Source organism: Mesorhizobium sp. M1A.F.Ca.ET.072.01.1.1, from assembly GCF_004023325.1.
GTDB lineage: Bacteria > Pseudomonadota > Alphaproteobacteria > Rhizobiales > Rhizobiaceae > Mesorhizobium.
Genome location: NZ_RZSF01000049.1, coordinates 14446 through 29650, shown reverse-complemented (window position 1 = coordinate 29650; position 15205 = coordinate 14446). Strand labels below are relative to the sequence as shown.

Genomic DNA, 15205 nt, shown 5'->3' with positions numbered 1-15205 from the left:
TGAACCGGCGCATCTTCGAGACCTACGTCGAAACGCAGCTCGCTCCGACGTTGGCAAGGGGCGATGTCGTCATCCTTGACAACCTCGCCGCCCACAAGAGTCCAGCCGCCGAGGCAGCCATCAGGGCAAGAGGCGCATGGCTGCTCTTCCTGCCGCCCTACAGTCCGGATCTCAACCCGATCGAAATGGCCTTCGCCAAGCTCAAGGCGCATCTGCGCGCAAAGGCCATCAGAACCATCGACGCCCTGTGGCAGGCCATCGGCGATATCTGCAATCTGTTCTCCCCAACAGAATGCAGAAACTACTTCACTGCCGCAGGCTATGGACTCACATGAAAATCCGCCGCTCTAATTGACTCGAAGCTGGCTTTTATCAGGTGTATTCTCTTCCCGTTGTTGGGTCTCGGGGGTAGAGGGTAAACGATGCGTGGAAGCGAGCATAATGCTGCCCCCCCGGTATACGGAATAGTCGAACCGGCCGCGGTCAGCATTCTTGCAAAGGCCGTGAGTGATTACTGCTCAAGTCACAAGATCGAACGCGTGGATGAGCGCGAAAACGTCGCGATCAAAGTCATGTGCTTGTTCGGACGCGGTGTGACTGACGCTGACCAGCTATTGGCAGAGCTCGAAAGGGTAGGCCAGGGCAACCTGGCGCTACTGGGCGCGCCCGGCCGCCAAATCCTGTGTCACCATGATAGCGGCCGGGTCGCCTAGAGGGCTTCATCATTTTGCGAAGTCGCGCGACGGCGGCTCTTCGACACCGAACTCGTGGACGCTGGCGTTTCTTTCGTCAACGACGCGAAACCAGCGCTTGTGGTCACTTCGGGCACAAATTTGCCCCCCGGTGACTGCTTTGACGGCGCTCAGCGCGTCGGCAGCACGGGTAACATGTCTTGTGAGGACAGTTTCACCCGCCATCTCTTCAACATGGAATTGTGGCATGCTCGGCTCCGTTTCTGGAGCAACCGTGCCGCGTCGGGAAGGTTCCAACCAGGCTCACGAAACTGTGATAGCGAGCGTTGGCATCGGAGAATCCGGTGTGGCTGCCGCTACTGGAACATAGTCGCTTGACCCAGGTTTGGGGTGGTTGGCCAAGCATCTTCGATGAGCGATAACGAGCAGGAACGCACCGATGACATTCAGGCGGTGAAGGATTTTCGGGTGCGGTTTCTTATCCGCGAAACCGGAATCGCCGAGGCTCAGGCGCGCGAGCTCGTCGACATCATCGGGAACGACGCGAACTCTCTTCTTGGAGAGGCGCGTCTTCTGGCGAGGAAGCAGAGGTAGAGCCGGACAACATGTGCAACGACTACGAGCAGCATGTCGCTTGGGCAGAGTACCGCCGAACGATGGAGTCGCTTCCCGAGCCATCAGACCGAGCTCGATCTGCCCCAAGCTGACGACATCCGCATAAACGACCCGCCGCCAATAATGCGCGTTGCCGGCGATGCAATCGAGCTGGCCTCGATGACCTTCGGCTTCCCGCCGGCCGGTCCCAAAGGCGGGCCGGTTTTCAATTTCCGCTCCGAGGGCCGACAGTTTGGCAACAGCAAGCGCTGCCTGGTTCCGGCTTCCGCATTCTTCGAATTCACGGGAACGAAATATCCGAAAGCGAAACACCGCTTCATGCTTAACGACGCGCGGTTCATGGCATTGCCGGGCTCTGGCGCGAGGCGGCCGGCAACAAGCCGCCCAGCTTCACGATGCTGACGACAGATCCTAGTTCGGATGTAGCGCCATATCACAACCGCCAGGTCGCGGTTCTTGAGCCGGAGAACTGGTTCGTCTGGCTCAACCTGGCAAAGCCGGAAAGTGAGTTGCTGCGACCGCTTCCTGCCGGATCTCTCTCAGTCGAGACGGTTCGACCAGAGTCACACTGACCATTCTGCTACAGCAATTAGCCTGCCAATACCCCGATGGAAGGTCTGGTTCCCGGTAGCTCCTGTGTCCACCGCTCGGTTGATAGGGCCGCCCACCCGCCACGCCGCGGTCACCTAAGGAAGCTTGCCCTCGGGAGTTTTCGCGGCCACCAGCTCAAGACTCTTTAAGCTCTTCCTCCAGGCCCCGTCCGAGCCGGACGATCGGGCCAGGAATCGAATGACCGTATTAGTGCCCTCTGTGACCTGCGTCTCGGCAGAAACCTCAAGCCTCCTTGTGAGCCGGTCGATAGCAGTCGCGACAGGTGTTCGCATCAGCAGTCGCGACAGATGTTCGCATCGCAAGGCGTAAGACTCTTTCAGCAAGTCAAGGAACCTCAACGCGTGCCTGCTCGGCAGCCTCTTGTTTCTTAGGCGGGCATCCGCTCGTGCTGACGCGCGATATGCCGTTCGCCGTCGCGAACGTGCCGTCGCGCCATGCTGATATGCTCGTGGAGAAGCATCGCCGAAAACATGAAGGGCGCCCTCGCCATTCCATCAGTGTATCGATCATAATGCGCGAATCTCAAAAGTGAATGCGAACCTGCCTCTAGCCGCTCACGATGCAACAGGCGGCAGTCCGTTCGATCTTGTTCGGATGATGCCACCCGAATGATGACGGGAATCCGATAAATGGAGACAAAGGACGGCAGCAATACTCCGCGTTTCCTGAACGCAGTCCGCCACAACATGCGCAACCGAGAGTCGGTCGACCAGACGCGCGCCCCTTGTTACCAAGAGTGCCAGGCGGATCGAGCAATCCAGGAAGCTCCTCTCACTTACAGCAGCAGCGCATACAAAGCCGGCCAGATGAAATTGCACCACCGCCCACGGCGGTTGGGCGAGCATTGCGGCAGCCAATTAGCGTGCGACCCGAATGGTCTGGTGCCCGGTTGACTCCGGCGTGTGGAGTTGCACCTGGTTACGGCCCGCTTGCTTGGCCAGATAGAGCGCTGCGTCGGCGAGACGCTGTAGCTGCTCCGGTGAGACGGCCTGGTCCGCGCTCTGAACCGCTACTCCAATGCTGAGGGTAACGCGGCGAACGCGCGAGCCTGGGTTGGGAATGGCTGCGGCCTCAATGCTCTTTCGAATGCGTTCGGCCACCGATGTCGCCTCTTCCTTGGTCACCCCAGGCAAAAGCACGAGGAACTCTTCGCCGCCGTAGCGGGCCAGGAGATCGTGATCGCGCCTGACGTTTTCCTGGATAATCCTGGCGACCTCGACCAGACAGCGGTCGCCTTCGGCATGGCCGAGGTGATCGTTGAGCTTCTTGAAGTGGTCGATGTCGCACATGAGCATTGCGGCACCGTCCAGGCAGAGTTTGTCGCTTCCCCAGATGCGGCCGAGCGTTTCCGTCATCCAGCGCCGGTTGGCGATGCCGGTGAGCGGATCGGTCCTAGCCAGCATTTCCAACCGCTGGTTCGCTTTGGCCAGTTCGGCAACCCGGCGCCGATCGCGAAGCTCAAACAGGAAAGTCTTCTGAGCCAGAATTGTCATGATGCGTCGCGCGGCGACGGTTGCGAAGATACCACTGGCGAAGAACAGCGTCGCAGCCACGGCGCTCCCCAAGCCGATGGCGGGGTTCTGCAGCTGAAACACGAGATAAAGCCCAAGAGCCAGCCCGGCGTTGGCCACGGTCCAGGCCAGCGGGATACCGAAGATGATGATGGCGGTAATGGCAACGAACAGCATGACATTCAATTGCCGTTCATAGAACTCGCCACCAGCGCTTACGCCGACCAACGCGACGGACAGCAGGATGAGGAACATGCCCGCAATCAGGGAGGTTCCTTGCAGCCAGGCCGCCTGCGGTTTTCGCCACGCGAAAACAACGGCTACTGCCACTGGCGGGATGATCGCCCCCGGCAGGAGCATGGAGTGCGCGACAGACCTTGGCAGCATCAGCATGTTGAGCGCCAGGGTCAGCACGTCAAGCAAGGCCACCCAGGTCATCCAGGCGCGAATGATTTTCGCCGTTTGCGGCCAGACACGTGCTCGAAAGAGGTTTCTTATCTCGCCTTTTAGGCGGATGTCGCGCGTGCGGCGCGCCAGAAGCCGGTCGACTTCGGCGGCGAGGGCAGGGCTGTCATCATCGGATCTGACACGGCCGCTAAGCTCTAGATGCTTCCTCGTCGAACTCGTCTGACCCAGTGGGCCGCTAAGAGCGCGCTAGCATGCCTGGTTAAGATGAAGATTTGATTTCCAGCGGCGATCGCATGGCAGCCAGCTCCTGAGCCGCGATCTGCTCATGCTTTCTTCGCAAAGGCCCACACCATTATCGGGTACTCCTCGTCGTTGCTGAGATCCCGCCACAGGCCGTAGGCCCGCACCGGCCCGCCGATGTGCGCCCTCGCGCAGGCCTTGTTGCCCCAGCCGAACACCTGCACGTCATTTTCCGCGAAGCCGCCCTCGATCATGACCTGCTTCAATCCCGCCGGCGTCCAGCGGTTGTAGTCGTGCGGTCGCGCGTGCACCCTGAACAGGAAGGGTGTCGCCACCATTGCCCACCCGCCTTGTTTCGTCATTGCATGGATGTTGGCGGCGGCCGCGAGCGGCCGCTGAACGTGCTCGAGCACCTGGTCGGCAATGACAATCGAAAATTGCTCGTCGGTGCGGTCGCGGCAGATGTCGAACTCGGGGAAATCGACCGAGCGGTAGTTCGGGCACATCGCCCGCCAGTAGCGGTTCCAGCCGGGTGAGATTTCGATGACGTCGCGGGATTTGCGGTTGGCCGCTTCGAGGAAGGCCGTGAAAGCCTCGATCTGGCGAATGCGCAGCCAGTTGCGGGAATCATACCCGATCAGCCGTTTCACCGCGCGTTTGCCACGGTCCTTCAGCGCGCCGGCAAGGCTCGTCGTCATTTCGACCTCCTCCTTAGCCCGCCGCAAATGGTGCTACATCGCAAAGAGTACAAAAGAATGACGCGAGCGAACGCAGCGCTTCCCTTCATCGCGGGCTGACGCTGAGGTGCCAGCGCCTGGTTGCGATATCTGCGCGGGAGCTAGTCCACACTTGTCGTTCGTCAGCTTGGGGGTATGGTTGCAACGTTGGGACAGACAGGGGACGCGAGTTTGCCTCGTCGATCGGCACGAGCCCATCTGCTTGGACTAATCGCGGCCGCCGTGTTGCCGGTCTGGCTGTTTGCTGCCTATCTGTTCGTTGCCTACGCCCTGCATGAGCAGTCTCGTATCGAGCAGGAGGCGCTTTGGATTGCTCGTCAGGTGTCGCTGGTCGTTGATGGCGAAATCGTCAATCTCAAGACCCTTCTGGAAGGGCTTTCCAAGGCGCCTGCTCTCGCCGATGATGATCTGCAGGCTTTCGGCACCGAGGCGAGCCGCCTCGTCCAGGGTACGGATCAGGTAATCACGCTGCGTGATCTCGGTGGCCGCGCCTTGGCAAGCACTGAATCCGCCAAGGGCTCCGAGCCTTCGGCCGAACCGCTGACGCCCGAGGAGCGCGAGCACCTGGATCTTGCTGGCGTGCTGGTCAGCAACGTGTTCGCCGCGCCGGGATCGAACGCATACCGGATCGCGGTCACCAGACAAGTGTCGGGCTCGAAAGGCCAGGCGTTGCTGCTTTCGATGTCGGTCCCGACGGAACGCATTCGCCTTGCTATGCTGCCCGCGGTACCAGCAGGGTGGACGGTCGCTGTCGGTGATCGTGAGGGCAACTACGTTGCAAGGTCCAAGTTGCATGGTGAGGTGACCGGCAAGCCCGGTTTGCCGGAATATTTAGCAAAGGTCGTCGGTCGCTCCGGTACGTTCCGATCTCGCAATTTCGAAGGCACCACGCTGCTGGCCGGATATTACCGATCGCCCTATTCGGACTGGTTCTACACCGCCAATGTTCCGCTCTCTGATGTTCAGGCGCCTCTCTGGTGGTCGCTCGCCCAGATTGGCGCAACAGGCCTCACAGCGCTGCTTGTTTCGCTGGCTCTCGGCTACGTGGTCGGGACAAGGTTCACAAAGGCCACAGTCGACCTCGCCGCGCGTGCCGATGCGCTCGGCTCTGGAAGCGAGGTCGAACCCCTGTCGACGACAGTCGCCGAGTTCGACTCGGTTGCCCAGGCTATGATCAAAGCCGGGCGCGCAATCGCGGAACGCACGCGCGAGTTGGAAACCGTTCTGGATACGGCGCCGGTGGCGGTCTGGTTCACCTATGATCCGCAAGCGCGACAGGTGATCCGCAACCGGTTCGCGGCGGAACTGATGGGCCTGTCGACGGAGTCCCGGAGATCCTTTGGGACGCCCGACCTGGTGATCGATACGCTGGCCTACAAGAACGGCCAACCGGTCAGCCGGGAGGATCGCCCGCTGAGCAGGGCGATGCGCGGCGAGGAAACCCACAGCGAAGAATTCGCCTACACGCTGCCCTCGGGGGAGCAACGGTACCTGCTTTCCAGCGCGCGGCCCATCCGCAGCGCGGAAGGCTCAATCATAGGCGCGGTGCAGATCAGCCTTGATATCTCCGAACGCAAGCGCGGCGAGGAGCAGCGTCAACTGCTGGTCAAGGAGCTGAACCATCGGGTCAAGAACACGTTGGCTGTGGTTCAGGCGATAGCGGGGCAGACCATACGCACCGCTACCAGCCTTGCCCAGGCGGGAGCGGCACTTTCCAGCCGGCTGATCTCACTGGCCAAGGCGCACGATCTCCTTACTCGGGAGAACTGGAGCGGCGCCGATCTCCAAATCCTCATTGCCGCCTCCATCGAGCCCCACGCGCCGCTTGCCCGGTTCGATCTCAGCGGCGAGCGGGTCTGGCTGCCTCCCAATATAGCGCTCTCCTTCGCGCTTGCCCTTCATGAGCTCACGACGAACGCCATCAAATATGGAGCACTGTCGAATTCGACAGGATCGATCTCGATTTCATGGAAGGTCGAGGAAGGTGAGACGAGCCGGGTCCTTGAACTGGATTGGCATGAGAAAGGTGGCCCGCCCGTCGCTCGTGGCAAGCGTGGGTTCGGCACGGAGCTGCTGCACAGGATATTCGAGTATGAGGGCGGCGGCGTTACCTTGAACTACGAACAGTCAGGGCTGCATTGCGCTTTTCGGGTGGGCCTGCTTCCTGGAAGGGAGACTCTCCCAACGGGGACCGGCGCCCTGCCGGCTGATCTCCCCAGGTAAGGAGATCAGCCGATCGGGCGATATCAATAATCGCCGCGGTAATACCGATCGTCGCACGGCGCGGTGTAGATGCGGCCGTAGCGGTCCTGATAGCGGCAGAGCTGCTCGCCGCGGCGCTGCGGGGTGGTGGCGCTGCCGACGACGGCGCCGAGCAGCGCGCCGCTTGCCGCACCAATGACGGTCGACTTGGTGTTGCCGCCGATCGCCTGGCCGACCAGCGCGCCGCCGGCGCCGCCGATCAGCGCGCCGGTGGTTGCTCGCTGCTGACCCTCGGTTTGGGTCTCGCATCCGGCAAGTGCCGCGGTCATCAGCACGGCCACGAAAACCTTCTTGATCATCTCCAGAACTCCTTCAAAGCCCCAAAGACCAACTAAAACAGGGGCGTACCTGGCCGAAGTGGGCTCGCATTGCGGCGGAACGGCGGCGGAGCCTGCTCACGAAATGAGTCAAGGTTTCCCGGCGGTTGAAGGCCATGGTTGCCAAACAGGAAAGTTGGCTCGGCGACGGAAAACAGCGGCGGTCACTGAATCTTCAACTGCACCAATGCCGTATTCACGAAAAAGCCGTCGGCCCTAGATCACCAAACTAACACGACGGCGAAAGACAATGGGCAAGGTTAGAGCGGCCCGTGACACTCCTGCAGGGAGGCGCAGGGTTCGCGCTGCCCAATATCTGCGCATGTCGACGGAATACCAGACTTACTCGATCGAAAACCAGAGGGATGCCATCCGCGACTATGCGGAGATCATGGGCTACGACATCGTCGCCACCTACGAGGACGCGGGTCGCAGTGGTCTTAACCTCGAAGGCCGCCCTGGCCTTCAGCAACTGCTTGCCGATGTCGAAAGCGGGAGTGCCGATTTCGACACCGTCGTGGTGTACGATGTCAGCCGATGGGGACGCTTCCAGAATATCGATGAGAGCGCCGCATACGAGTACCGATGCCAGATGGCTGGCGTGCGGATCGAATTTTGCGCCGAACAGTTCGCCAACGACGGCAGCATCGGATCTGATGTGCTCAAGGCGATCAAGCGCAGCATGGCTGCGGAGCACAGCAGAATGCTGTCGCAGAAAGTCTTCATTGGCCAGGCGAGGCTAATCCGGATGGGTTTTCGACAGGGCGGCAAGGCTGGATTTGGCCTGCGCCGCCTGCTCGTCGATCAAAATGGGCGTCCCAAAGGCATCCTCTCGTCCTACCAGTACAAGAACCTGCAAACGGATCGCATCGTTCTGGTCCACGGGCCGCCCGACGAGGTCGCGACGGTGAGATGGATTTTCAACCACTTTGTCAAAACCCGAAAGTCACAGCTGGAGATCGCCAGAACGCTCAACAGGCGTGGCGTGCTGACCGACCTGGGGCGCCCGTGGACGCGGGAATCTGTCCACTCTCTGCTGACCAACGAGAACTACATTGGCAACAGCGTTTGGAATAGGGGCTCGACCAGGCTCAAAAGCCATCGGTTCCACAATCCTCCCGAACAATGGCTTCGTGTGGAAAACGTCCTAGAGCCGATCGTAAACCGCAAGCTATTCAGACGCGCGCAGACTTTGCTCAAGATCATCCATGGCCATATGTCCGATCAGGAGATGTTGGATGCCTTAAAGGCGCTGCTGGCACGCCGCGGTGCGCTATCCACCTTCATCATCGACGACGCGCCCGATTGCCCGCCGGCCCAACGATACGCGTGGCGTTTTGGAACCCTCGTCAAGGCCTATGAACTAATCGGATACGAGGCGCCCAAGAATTGCCGCTACATTCATGTGAATCGACGACTGGACACGGTGAAGCTTCAGGTGATTCAGGATTTTTTGGCCGCAGTTGAAAAGCGAGGCGCGCTTGCGGCCCATGAGGCGGAGACAGGCCTCCTGCGGATCAACGAGGAGATAAGTGTGGCGATCGCAATAGGACGCTGCAGGGTTTCCCACTTCGGTTATCCCCGATGGCTTTCAAAGGCTGATCGGCAGCCGCTGCCGGATATCTTTGTCCTGATCCGGATGAATCCCGGCGACCTCACCATTCGAGACTACCTGATTGCTCCCGCGCGTGAGATCGCCGGCAAACGTGATCTGCATGCCAACAACGGAGCGCGGCTGGATGCCTATGTATTTCCCACATTGATGCCGCTGGTCGCGTTGGCGGAGCGGGCAGCGATCGAGAGCGCAACATGAGGTCAAAGCGGCTTAGCCGAGAAGCTGCCTACCAGGTACTTCTCAACAGCGACCGCCGACATGCAGGGGCCTTGGCCTCTGATCGGCTACGCCCCAAGATGCGCCGTTCCACTCCCGAGCTGCTCAGGCTTTACGACGCCGAGTGCAAACGCAAGCGTGTTTTCATCGAAGAGGTGGAAGAGCTCGACGAGCGCTTGGACAGGATCACGGTGGCGGTTCGCCTGATAACAGGCGACAGGCAGTTCCGCGCGCTGTTGTTATCCGAAGGCCTTGCTACGATGCCAAATACATTGGCGCGGAGAATCAGCGGCTCGCCGCCCGCACAGACCTCAACGCATCCCACCTCCGCGGAGGCCAGTCCGAGGTCGACCGGCGAGATCTGCCCGGAGGTCCTCGGTCTGCTGAGGGACTGCATCGGGCCGGCAGGGCTTTTCGCATTGCTGCGGCTGGTGCTTCCGGTCAGGCAAATAGAGATTGCACGCTTGATGATTGCCAGGGGGCCGGTCAGCCTCAACTACGTGAAGATGCTCGTCGCTCTCACGCCACCGTCGCTCCTAATTAAAGATATCCGTCCGCAAGATGAGATCGCCAGTCTTTCCGAAGACCGGAGGGCAGAAATGGAGTCCGAGTTGGCCAGGCTTAGCCGCGCATTCCTAAATGCGCTGGACCGGCGTGGACCAGCGAGCCTGGAACTCGTCGCCGCCAGCCGCTATTTTGACCGGCTCATGGATAATTCCAAGGTGGTGCGATTTCTGGCACGCAATTTCCCCGGCCGTTTTGAAGACTTCCACAACTTGGCGGGGATCGTCCTCAGATAGCCGCGATGATCGCAGGCAGAGGCGGGTCTCGCGACCAGATGCCAGCGCCTCATCTCGGCCGTTACGCAGGGTGGTCCGCTTCCTGAAAACAACAAGCGAACGAACAAAGTGACGCTCTCGCGTTTTCGGCGGGAGCCGGCAGGCAGAGTGAGCGCAAAAGGCGCGAGCACAACGGCCAGTGGTGCATAAGGCGCTTTAATGCTTCGCTGGACATTCACGGCTGTGGCCTGTCATGCCCGACAATGCCTTCGACATCGACTGGCAACGGACCCTGGTTATTCAAAACAAAATCGGTGCCGCTCCGCGAGATCCTTTGAAGTCGCTTCGAGCTCCTGCTCGCGCCGCCCGGCGTTCCACGCCAGAGCGGCCGCTACGGTGTCGGCGATTTGTTCAAGGTTGCTGCGGCTGAGCCGGCCCGTGACCGCCAGCGCGGTGCGCCGCATGACAATGTCCGCCAGGTGGACGACATTTTCGTTGCGCGCCAGCCAATCAATTTCCGCCAGCGTATATTCGAATGCGCCGGCAAGCGGCTCCGCCTGTCGTTCGGCTTCGCGCGCCAGAATGGGACGGGCCGTCGTGCCATAGCGGTCGAGCAGGACTTCGGCGCGGGCGGCCGATGTGCCCGTCTCAGCAGTGACAGCGGAGATCCAGCGGGCATGCGCAGCCGCATCGGCCGGAAAATCGCGGCCGCCGCCGATAGGGAGGCCTTGCGTGCTTACCCGCCTTGGCTGACCGAGCCTGGACAAAACCATGTCGGCTACCTCTTCGGCGAAACCACGGAAGGTTGTCCACTTCCCGCCCACCAGTGAGACGATCGGCCAGTGCCGGTTGCCCTCGATCTCCATGACGGGTGCCGAGTGATCGCGGCTGATCAGGCCCGGCGCCGTGCCGTCCGACGCCGGCAGTGGACGGATGCCGGAATAGGCATAGACGATCTGCTCGCGGCCGAAGGCAAGACCGGGCAGGAGTTCGCGCAGGCTCGCCAGGAAATAGTCGATCTCGTCATCCTCGCAGCGCACGGTTTCGGGGTCGGCGGCGTGGATGTCGGTCGAGCCGACCAGCGCCCGGCCGAGATAATCGAACACCAGGCATATGCGGCCGTCATTGGCTTCGAAATAGATCATGCGGCCGTTCAGCGCCCGCAACAGGTCGGGATGGTCGAGGACGATGTGCGAGCCCTTGGTGCCGCCGATCAGCCGTGACGGCGCGCCGAGCGCTGTGTTGACATGGTCGATCCACGGTCCCGCCGCGTTGACGACGATCCGCGGCCGGAAACCGAGCTCGCGGCTGTCGGGCAGGGCGAAGCGCACGACGCTGCCGTCGCTGCCCAGCAATTGGACATAGTTGAGAGCTTCCGATTCAGGGCTCGCCTTGACGCCGTCCTGAAGAAGTTCAAGCACCAGCCGCTCGGGATGACGCACGGCGGCGTCATAATAGGTGCCGGCCGCCACGATGCTTGGTGTCAAAGGCGGTATCTCTCTCAGCGCCCGTGCTTTCGACCATATGCTGTGCCGGGGCATGACGCGGCGGCGGGCGCCGTAGAAGTCATACATGGCAAGGCCGATCTTGATCAGCAGAGCGCCGCGGCCGCGCGGAGCGGTCGTGCTGCCGAAAAGGGTGCGTAGCGCCGCCCCGATGCCCGTCAGCCAGGAAAAGATCGGGATGACGGTCGGTAGCGGCCGCACGGCATGCGGGGCATTGCGCAGCAGCAGGTTGCGCTCCAGCGTCGATTGCGCGACGAGGCCCAGCTCACCCGTTTCGAGATATTTGATGCCGCCATGGATCAGTCGGGACGGCGCGGCGCTTGTGCCGGAACCGAAATCCGCCTTGTCAACGACCGCGACCCGCAGGCCCTGTTCGCACAGGTCGCGAAACAGGCCGGCGCCGTTGATGCCGGCGCCGATGATGAGGACATCGACATCGAGAGTCGTCCCGGTCATTGCACCGGCACGATCTTGAGATTGACCCCGGCCGCCTTCATCCTGCCGGCGATCTCGTCGGGAAGGCCGTCGTCACTGAGCACCAGATCGAAATCGGTGAGGTCCGCAAACAGGTGCAGCGCCACCTTGCCGAACTTGGAGGAATCGATGAGCAGCACGCTGCGCGAGGCCGCGGCCGCCATGGCCTGCTTCACGCGCACGACCTGCGGATCCTGGATCAGCGTTGCGGTCTTGTCGATCGCCGAGGCCGAGCAGATGAGCAGATTGACCCTGATCTTCTGCAGCGCATCCTCGCAGATGTGGCCGATGAAGGCGTTGTAGGTCGGATGGTATTCGCCGCCGAGCAGGATCAGCTTCAGCTCGTCCTTCCCCACCAGTTGCTCCGCCAGCGACAGGCTGTTGGTGACGACGGTCAGTGGCGCAATCTGGGCCAGGAGCGGGCCGAGCGCGTTGGCGGTGGTCGAATCGTCGAGCAGCACGACCTGCCCGGGCTCGATCTCGGCCAGAGCCGCTTGGGCAAGCGCCCGTTTGGCCGCCGCCGCATGCGTCTCGCGGAAACGGAAGAGGCTTTCGTAGACGCCGGACGGTTGCGCGCTGACCGCGCCGTGCAGCTTGCGCAACACACCCTGGCGCGCCAGCTCGTCGACGTGGCGATGGATGGTCATGCGCGAGACGCCGAACGCCGTCACGAGCTCGTCGATGCGTGCCTCGCCATGCTGAATGACATAGTCGGCAATGTCCTGCCGGCGATTGTCCGCGTTCATCGCTCTCCCCCTTCCGCGAGCGATTCGATCGATGGCCAGGCCTCGGCGAGGCGGTCGGCGATGTCGCAGTGCAGCCGGTAGCGCTTGTCCATGGCGGCGCTGCGCTCGGGGTCGGGCCGATAGGTGCGGCCAAGTGCTGCGAGGTCGCGCGGATCGTGCCGCGGCGAGGCGAATAGGCCGACGCCGGCGCCGGCGCAGAGCGCGGCGCCCCATGCGGCGGCTTCCTCCGTTTCGGTCACCGTGAGCGGCATGGCGAGCACGTCGGCGAAGATCTGAGCAAAGGTCGGGTTGCGGGAAATGCCGCCGGTCAGCCGCGCCTCGCGCGGCGCAAAACCTTCGCGCAGCGCATCGACGTGGACGCGATGGTTGAAGGCTATGCCTTCGATCACCGCGCGCAGCATGTCGCCGCGGTCATGCCAGGCGCGCAGTCCAAGGAAGCCGGCGCTCGCGGCCGGGCCATGCGGCGAGCCGAACAGATAGGGATGGAAGAGCAGCGTCGAGGGGCGCGCCAATGCCGCCTCGATTTCCGGGCCGACGACGGCGTGGATCGAGCGTCCGCCGGTTTCCGCAGCCGCCCGCTCGGAACCGCACAGCGTGTCGAGGAACCAGTCGTAGTTTGCTGCCGATGCCGGCGAGATCGACATGTTGTTCCATTCGCCGGGCTTCAAGCCGTTGCGGCAGAACCAGCGGGCGTCAACGCGCGGCGCGGTGGAGACCGTCTCATTGATCGAATAGGTGCCGGCAACGATGGCAACCACGCCTTCGCCATAGCCGCCGATGCCCAGCGCCGAGGCGGTCACGTCGTGCAAGCCGGCCACGACCGGCGTGCCGGAAATGAGTCCGGTGTACCGGGCCGCTTGCGCACTGATGGCGCCGATATGCTCGTCCGGCCGCGCGACCGACGGCAGTGCATCGGCGAGCGCCTCGAGACCGAAGATCGAGAGGATGTCCGGCGCGTAAGCTTGGCTGTCGACCGCCGTGAAGGAGGTGCTTGCTTCGGTAAGATCGGTGCCTAGGCTGTCCGTCAGGCAGAAGCGCAGCCAGTCTTTGCAGGCGAGCACGTGGCCGATGTAGGCAAAGCGCTGCGGGTGCCGCTCGCGCACCCAGGCCAGCAGCGAAGACGGCGCCGAGGCGTGCGGCGTCTGGCCGGTCCGCGACAGTGCCTTGCCGGCCGTCCCGTCGGTTTGCCACCGGGCGGCAATTTCTCCGGCCCGGCTGTCAAGCGACAGAATGCCGTGTCCAAGCGGTTGGCGGTCACGGTCGAGCATATAGAGCCCGTCGCCATGGGCGGTGGCGGCGACGGCGGCGATGTCCATGGGCGGTCTGCCGCAGCCGGAGACCGCCTTCCGCGATCGCTTCGGCGGCGGCGCGCCACAGCTCGTTCATGTCGCGCTCGACATGACGCGGGCCGGAGATGATCTGCGGCACCCGACGTCGGGCCAGGGCCAGCGGCGTGCCGGCCTCGTCGAAAACCACCGCCTTGGTGACCGTCAGGCCGCTATCGATCCCCAGCAGACAGGGCATGCGCTCCTCGCCATGCACATCGCGTGCATCTCCTGAGGTTTTCGCATAGCACTATGTTAAGTTAACATCAACTGATGTTACAATCAGCCGGCTGTAACATTTTCTTGGCGCACGGCCGCGACGACGACGGTCATGCCCGCTGCCTTCATCTCCTCGACTTGGCGGGGCGGCGTTCCGTCGTCGACGACGATGACGTCGAACTCGTTCAGCGCGCACATGGCGTGCAGCGCCCGGCGCTCGAACTTGGTGTGATCGGCAAGCAGGATGCGCATGGCCGCGCTGTCGAACATGGCGCGCTTGGTCTCGACCATTTCCGGCGACTGGTGGAACACCATGCGGTCGGTGATGGCCGACATCGACATGAAGACGCGATCGGCCCTCAGCCGCCGGATCTCCGTCACCGTGACTGGCCCCATGAAGGCATTGCACCAGTTGTAGAACTGGCCGCCAAGCCCGAGCAGCGTCAGGTCGCGCGTGTTCTTGAGCTCGTTCATCAGGGTGATCGAATTGGTGATCGCCGTCAGCGGCACGCGCGCCGCAAGATGCGGCACGAGCTGCAGGACGGTGGTGGAATCGTCGAAGAAGACCGCCTGGCCGGGTTCCAGGAAGGCCGCCGCCGCCTCCGCGATCGCGCGCTTCTCGGCTCCCTGGCGCGAGGAGCGGTAGACGTCGCTCGATTCGATGAGGCTGGTCGGGGCGGCCGAGACGATGCCACGCGTCTTGCGCAACAGACCCTTCTCGACCAGTTCGTCCAAGTCGCGATGCGCGGTCATCAGGCTGATGCCGAAACGCTCGGTGAGGTCCTCGATGCGCATTGTGCCCTCGGCCATGACCGCCTCTGCAATCATCCGGCGGCGCGCCAGCTGGCGCGCGTGGCGGCTGTCGGCGGGCACCTGATCCCCCGCAAGGGCCTTCAACGCCTGCTCGGGCCGAATCTCGCGATCTGTCATCC

General features: G+C 62.4%; 12 protein-coding genes and 2 pseudogenes. 6 read left to right on the top strand and 8 right to left on the bottom strand.

Translation table 11 applies throughout. From position 1 onward, the window contains the following. Nucleotides 1-335: transposase (locus tag EOA32_RS10145; RefSeq protein WP_145971283.1), on the top strand; the 335-nt coding region annotated here is incomplete at its 5' end. A 387-nt stretch (nucleotides 336-722) separates the two neighbouring features. On the opposite strand, the gene EOA32_RS10140 is transcribed toward EOA32_RS10145, so the two are convergent. Continuing rightward, on the bottom strand, nucleotides 723-941 hold the full coding sequence (locus tag EOA32_RS10140; protein ID WP_128371677.1) for a hypothetical protein: 219 nt from the start codon (nucleotides 939-941) through the stop codon (nucleotides 723-725). A gap of 162 nt (nucleotides 942-1103) precedes the next feature. Between EOA32_RS10140 and EOA32_RS10135 the strand changes: the two genes are divergently transcribed. Next, entirely contained in the window at nucleotides 1104-1286 is a 183-nt protein-coding gene (locus EOA32_RS10135) for a hypothetical protein (RefSeq protein ID WP_128371676.1), read from the top strand. Nucleotides 1287-1297: 11 nt separating this feature from the next. After that, a pseudogene (locus EOA32_RS10130) lies at nucleotides 1298-1879 on the top strand (SOS response-associated peptidase family protein). A gap of 897 nt (nucleotides 1880-2776) precedes the next feature. Here EOA32_RS10130 and EOA32_RS10125 read toward each other — a convergent pair. Together EOA32_RS10125 and EOA32_RS10120 are read right to left on the bottom strand one after the other, a co-directional pair. Continuing rightward, the gene (locus tag EOA32_RS10125; protein ID WP_245499234.1) at nucleotides 2777-3967 is read right to left on the bottom strand and encodes a GGDEF domain-containing protein; all 1191 of its coding nucleotides are present in this window, start codon (nucleotides 3965-3967) and stop codon (nucleotides 2777-2779) included. A gap of 194 nt (nucleotides 3968-4161) precedes the next feature. After that, a complete protein-coding gene (locus EOA32_RS10120; protein WP_128371674.1) occupies nucleotides 4162-4776 on the bottom strand; it encodes a methyltransferase domain-containing protein in 615 nt (204 codons plus the stop codon). Between the two features lie 261 nt (nucleotides 4777-5037). On the opposite strand from EOA32_RS10120, the gene EOA32_RS10115 reads away from it, so the two are divergent. Next, nucleotides 5038-7038: an HWE histidine kinase domain-containing protein gene (locus EOA32_RS10115; RefSeq protein ID WP_245499233.1), complete on the top strand. Its 2001-nt coding sequence runs from the start codon at nucleotides 5038-5040 to the stop codon at nucleotides 7036-7038. Between the two features lie 23 nt (nucleotides 7039-7061). Here EOA32_RS10115 and EOA32_RS10110 read toward each other — a convergent pair whose 3' ends face one another. Beyond that, nucleotides 7062-7376, bottom strand: coding sequence for a YMGG-like glycine zipper-containing protein (locus EOA32_RS10110; protein WP_095832672.1), 315 nt, complete (start codon nucleotides 7374-7376; stop codon nucleotides 7062-7064). A gap of 268 nt (nucleotides 7377-7644) precedes the next feature. Here EOA32_RS10110 and EOA32_RS10105 point away from each other — a divergent pair, with 268 nt between their 5' ends. Both EOA32_RS10105 and EOA32_RS10100 read left to right on the top strand, forming a co-directional pair. Next, entirely contained in the window at nucleotides 7645-9207 is a 1563-nt protein-coding gene (locus EOA32_RS10105) for a recombinase family protein (protein WP_128371672.1), read from the top strand. A gap of 98 nt (nucleotides 9208-9305) precedes the next feature. Further along, nucleotides 9306-10025, top strand: coding sequence for a plasmid partitioning protein RepB C-terminal domain-containing protein (locus tag EOA32_RS10100; protein WP_128371671.1), 720 nt, complete (start codon nucleotides 9306-9308; stop codon nucleotides 10023-10025). Nucleotides 10026-10300: 275 nt separating this feature from the next. On the opposite strand, the gene EOA32_RS10095 is transcribed toward EOA32_RS10100, so the two are convergent. The 4 genes and pseudogenes from EOA32_RS10095 to EOA32_RS10080 all read right to left on the bottom strand — a co-directional run bounded on the left by EOA32_RS10095 (nucleotide 10301) and on the right by EOA32_RS10080 (nucleotide 15203). Then, nucleotides 10301-11965 (bottom strand): glycerol-3-phosphate dehydrogenase/oxidase, encoded by a 1665-nt coding sequence (locus tag EOA32_RS10095; protein WP_128371670.1) that lies wholly within the window; start codon nucleotides 11963-11965, stop codon nucleotides 10301-10303. Then, nucleotides 11962-12729 carry a DeoR/GlpR family DNA-binding transcription regulator gene (locus EOA32_RS10090; RefSeq protein WP_128371669.1) on the bottom strand — a complete coding sequence of 256 codons (768 nt, stop codon included), beginning with the start codon at nucleotides 12727-12729 and terminating at the stop codon, nucleotides 11962-11964. The genes EOA32_RS10095 and EOA32_RS10090 overlap by 4 nt, the downstream gene beginning before the upstream one ends. Next, nucleotides 12726-14253, bottom strand: a pseudogene (locus EOA32_RS10085) (FGGY-family carbohydrate kinase). Before EOA32_RS10085 ends, EOA32_RS10090 begins: the two are co-directional and overlap by 4 nt. 83 nt (nucleotides 14254-14336) lie before the next feature. Next, complete coding sequence (locus tag EOA32_RS10080; RefSeq protein ID WP_128371668.1) at nucleotides 14337-15203, bottom strand: DeoR/GlpR family DNA-binding transcription regulator; 867 nt, start codon at nucleotides 15201-15203, stop codon at nucleotides 14337-14339. Between the last annotated feature and the right edge of the window lie 2 nt (nucleotides 15204-15205).

Coding starts and splice junctions, on each gene's coding strand:
- EOA32_RS10140 (WP_128371677.1), bottom strand. CDS start 941: ATGCCACAATTCCATGTTGAAGAGATGGCGGGTGAAACTGTCCTCACA.
- EOA32_RS10135 (WP_128371676.1), top strand. CDS start 1,104: ATGAGCGATAACGAGCAGGAACGCACCGATGACATTCAGGCGGTGAAG.
- EOA32_RS10120 (WP_128371674.1), bottom strand. CDS start 4,776: ATGACGACGAGCCTTGCCGGCGCGCTGAAGGACCGTGGCAAACGCGCG.
- EOA32_RS10110 (WP_095832672.1), bottom strand. CDS start 7,376: ATGATCAAGAAGGTTTTCGTGGCCGTGCTGATGACCGCGGCACTTGCC.
- EOA32_RS10105 (WP_128371672.1), top strand. CDS start 7,645: ATGGGCAAGGTTAGAGCGGCCCGTGACACTCCTGCAGGGAGGCGCAGG.
- EOA32_RS10100 (WP_128371671.1), top strand. CDS start 9,306: ATGCGCCGTTCCACTCCCGAGCTGCTCAGGCTTTACGACGCCGAGTGC.
- EOA32_RS10095 (WP_128371670.1), bottom strand. CDS start 11,965: ATGACCGGGACGACTCTCGATGTCGATGTCCTCATCATCGGCGCCGGC.
- EOA32_RS10090 (WP_128371669.1), bottom strand. CDS start 12,729: ATGAACGCGGACAATCGCCGGCAGGACATTGCCGACTATGTCATTCAG.
- EOA32_RS10080 (WP_128371668.1), bottom strand. CDS start 15,203: ATGACAGATCGCGAGATTCGGCCCGAGCAGGCGTTGAAGGCCCTTGCG.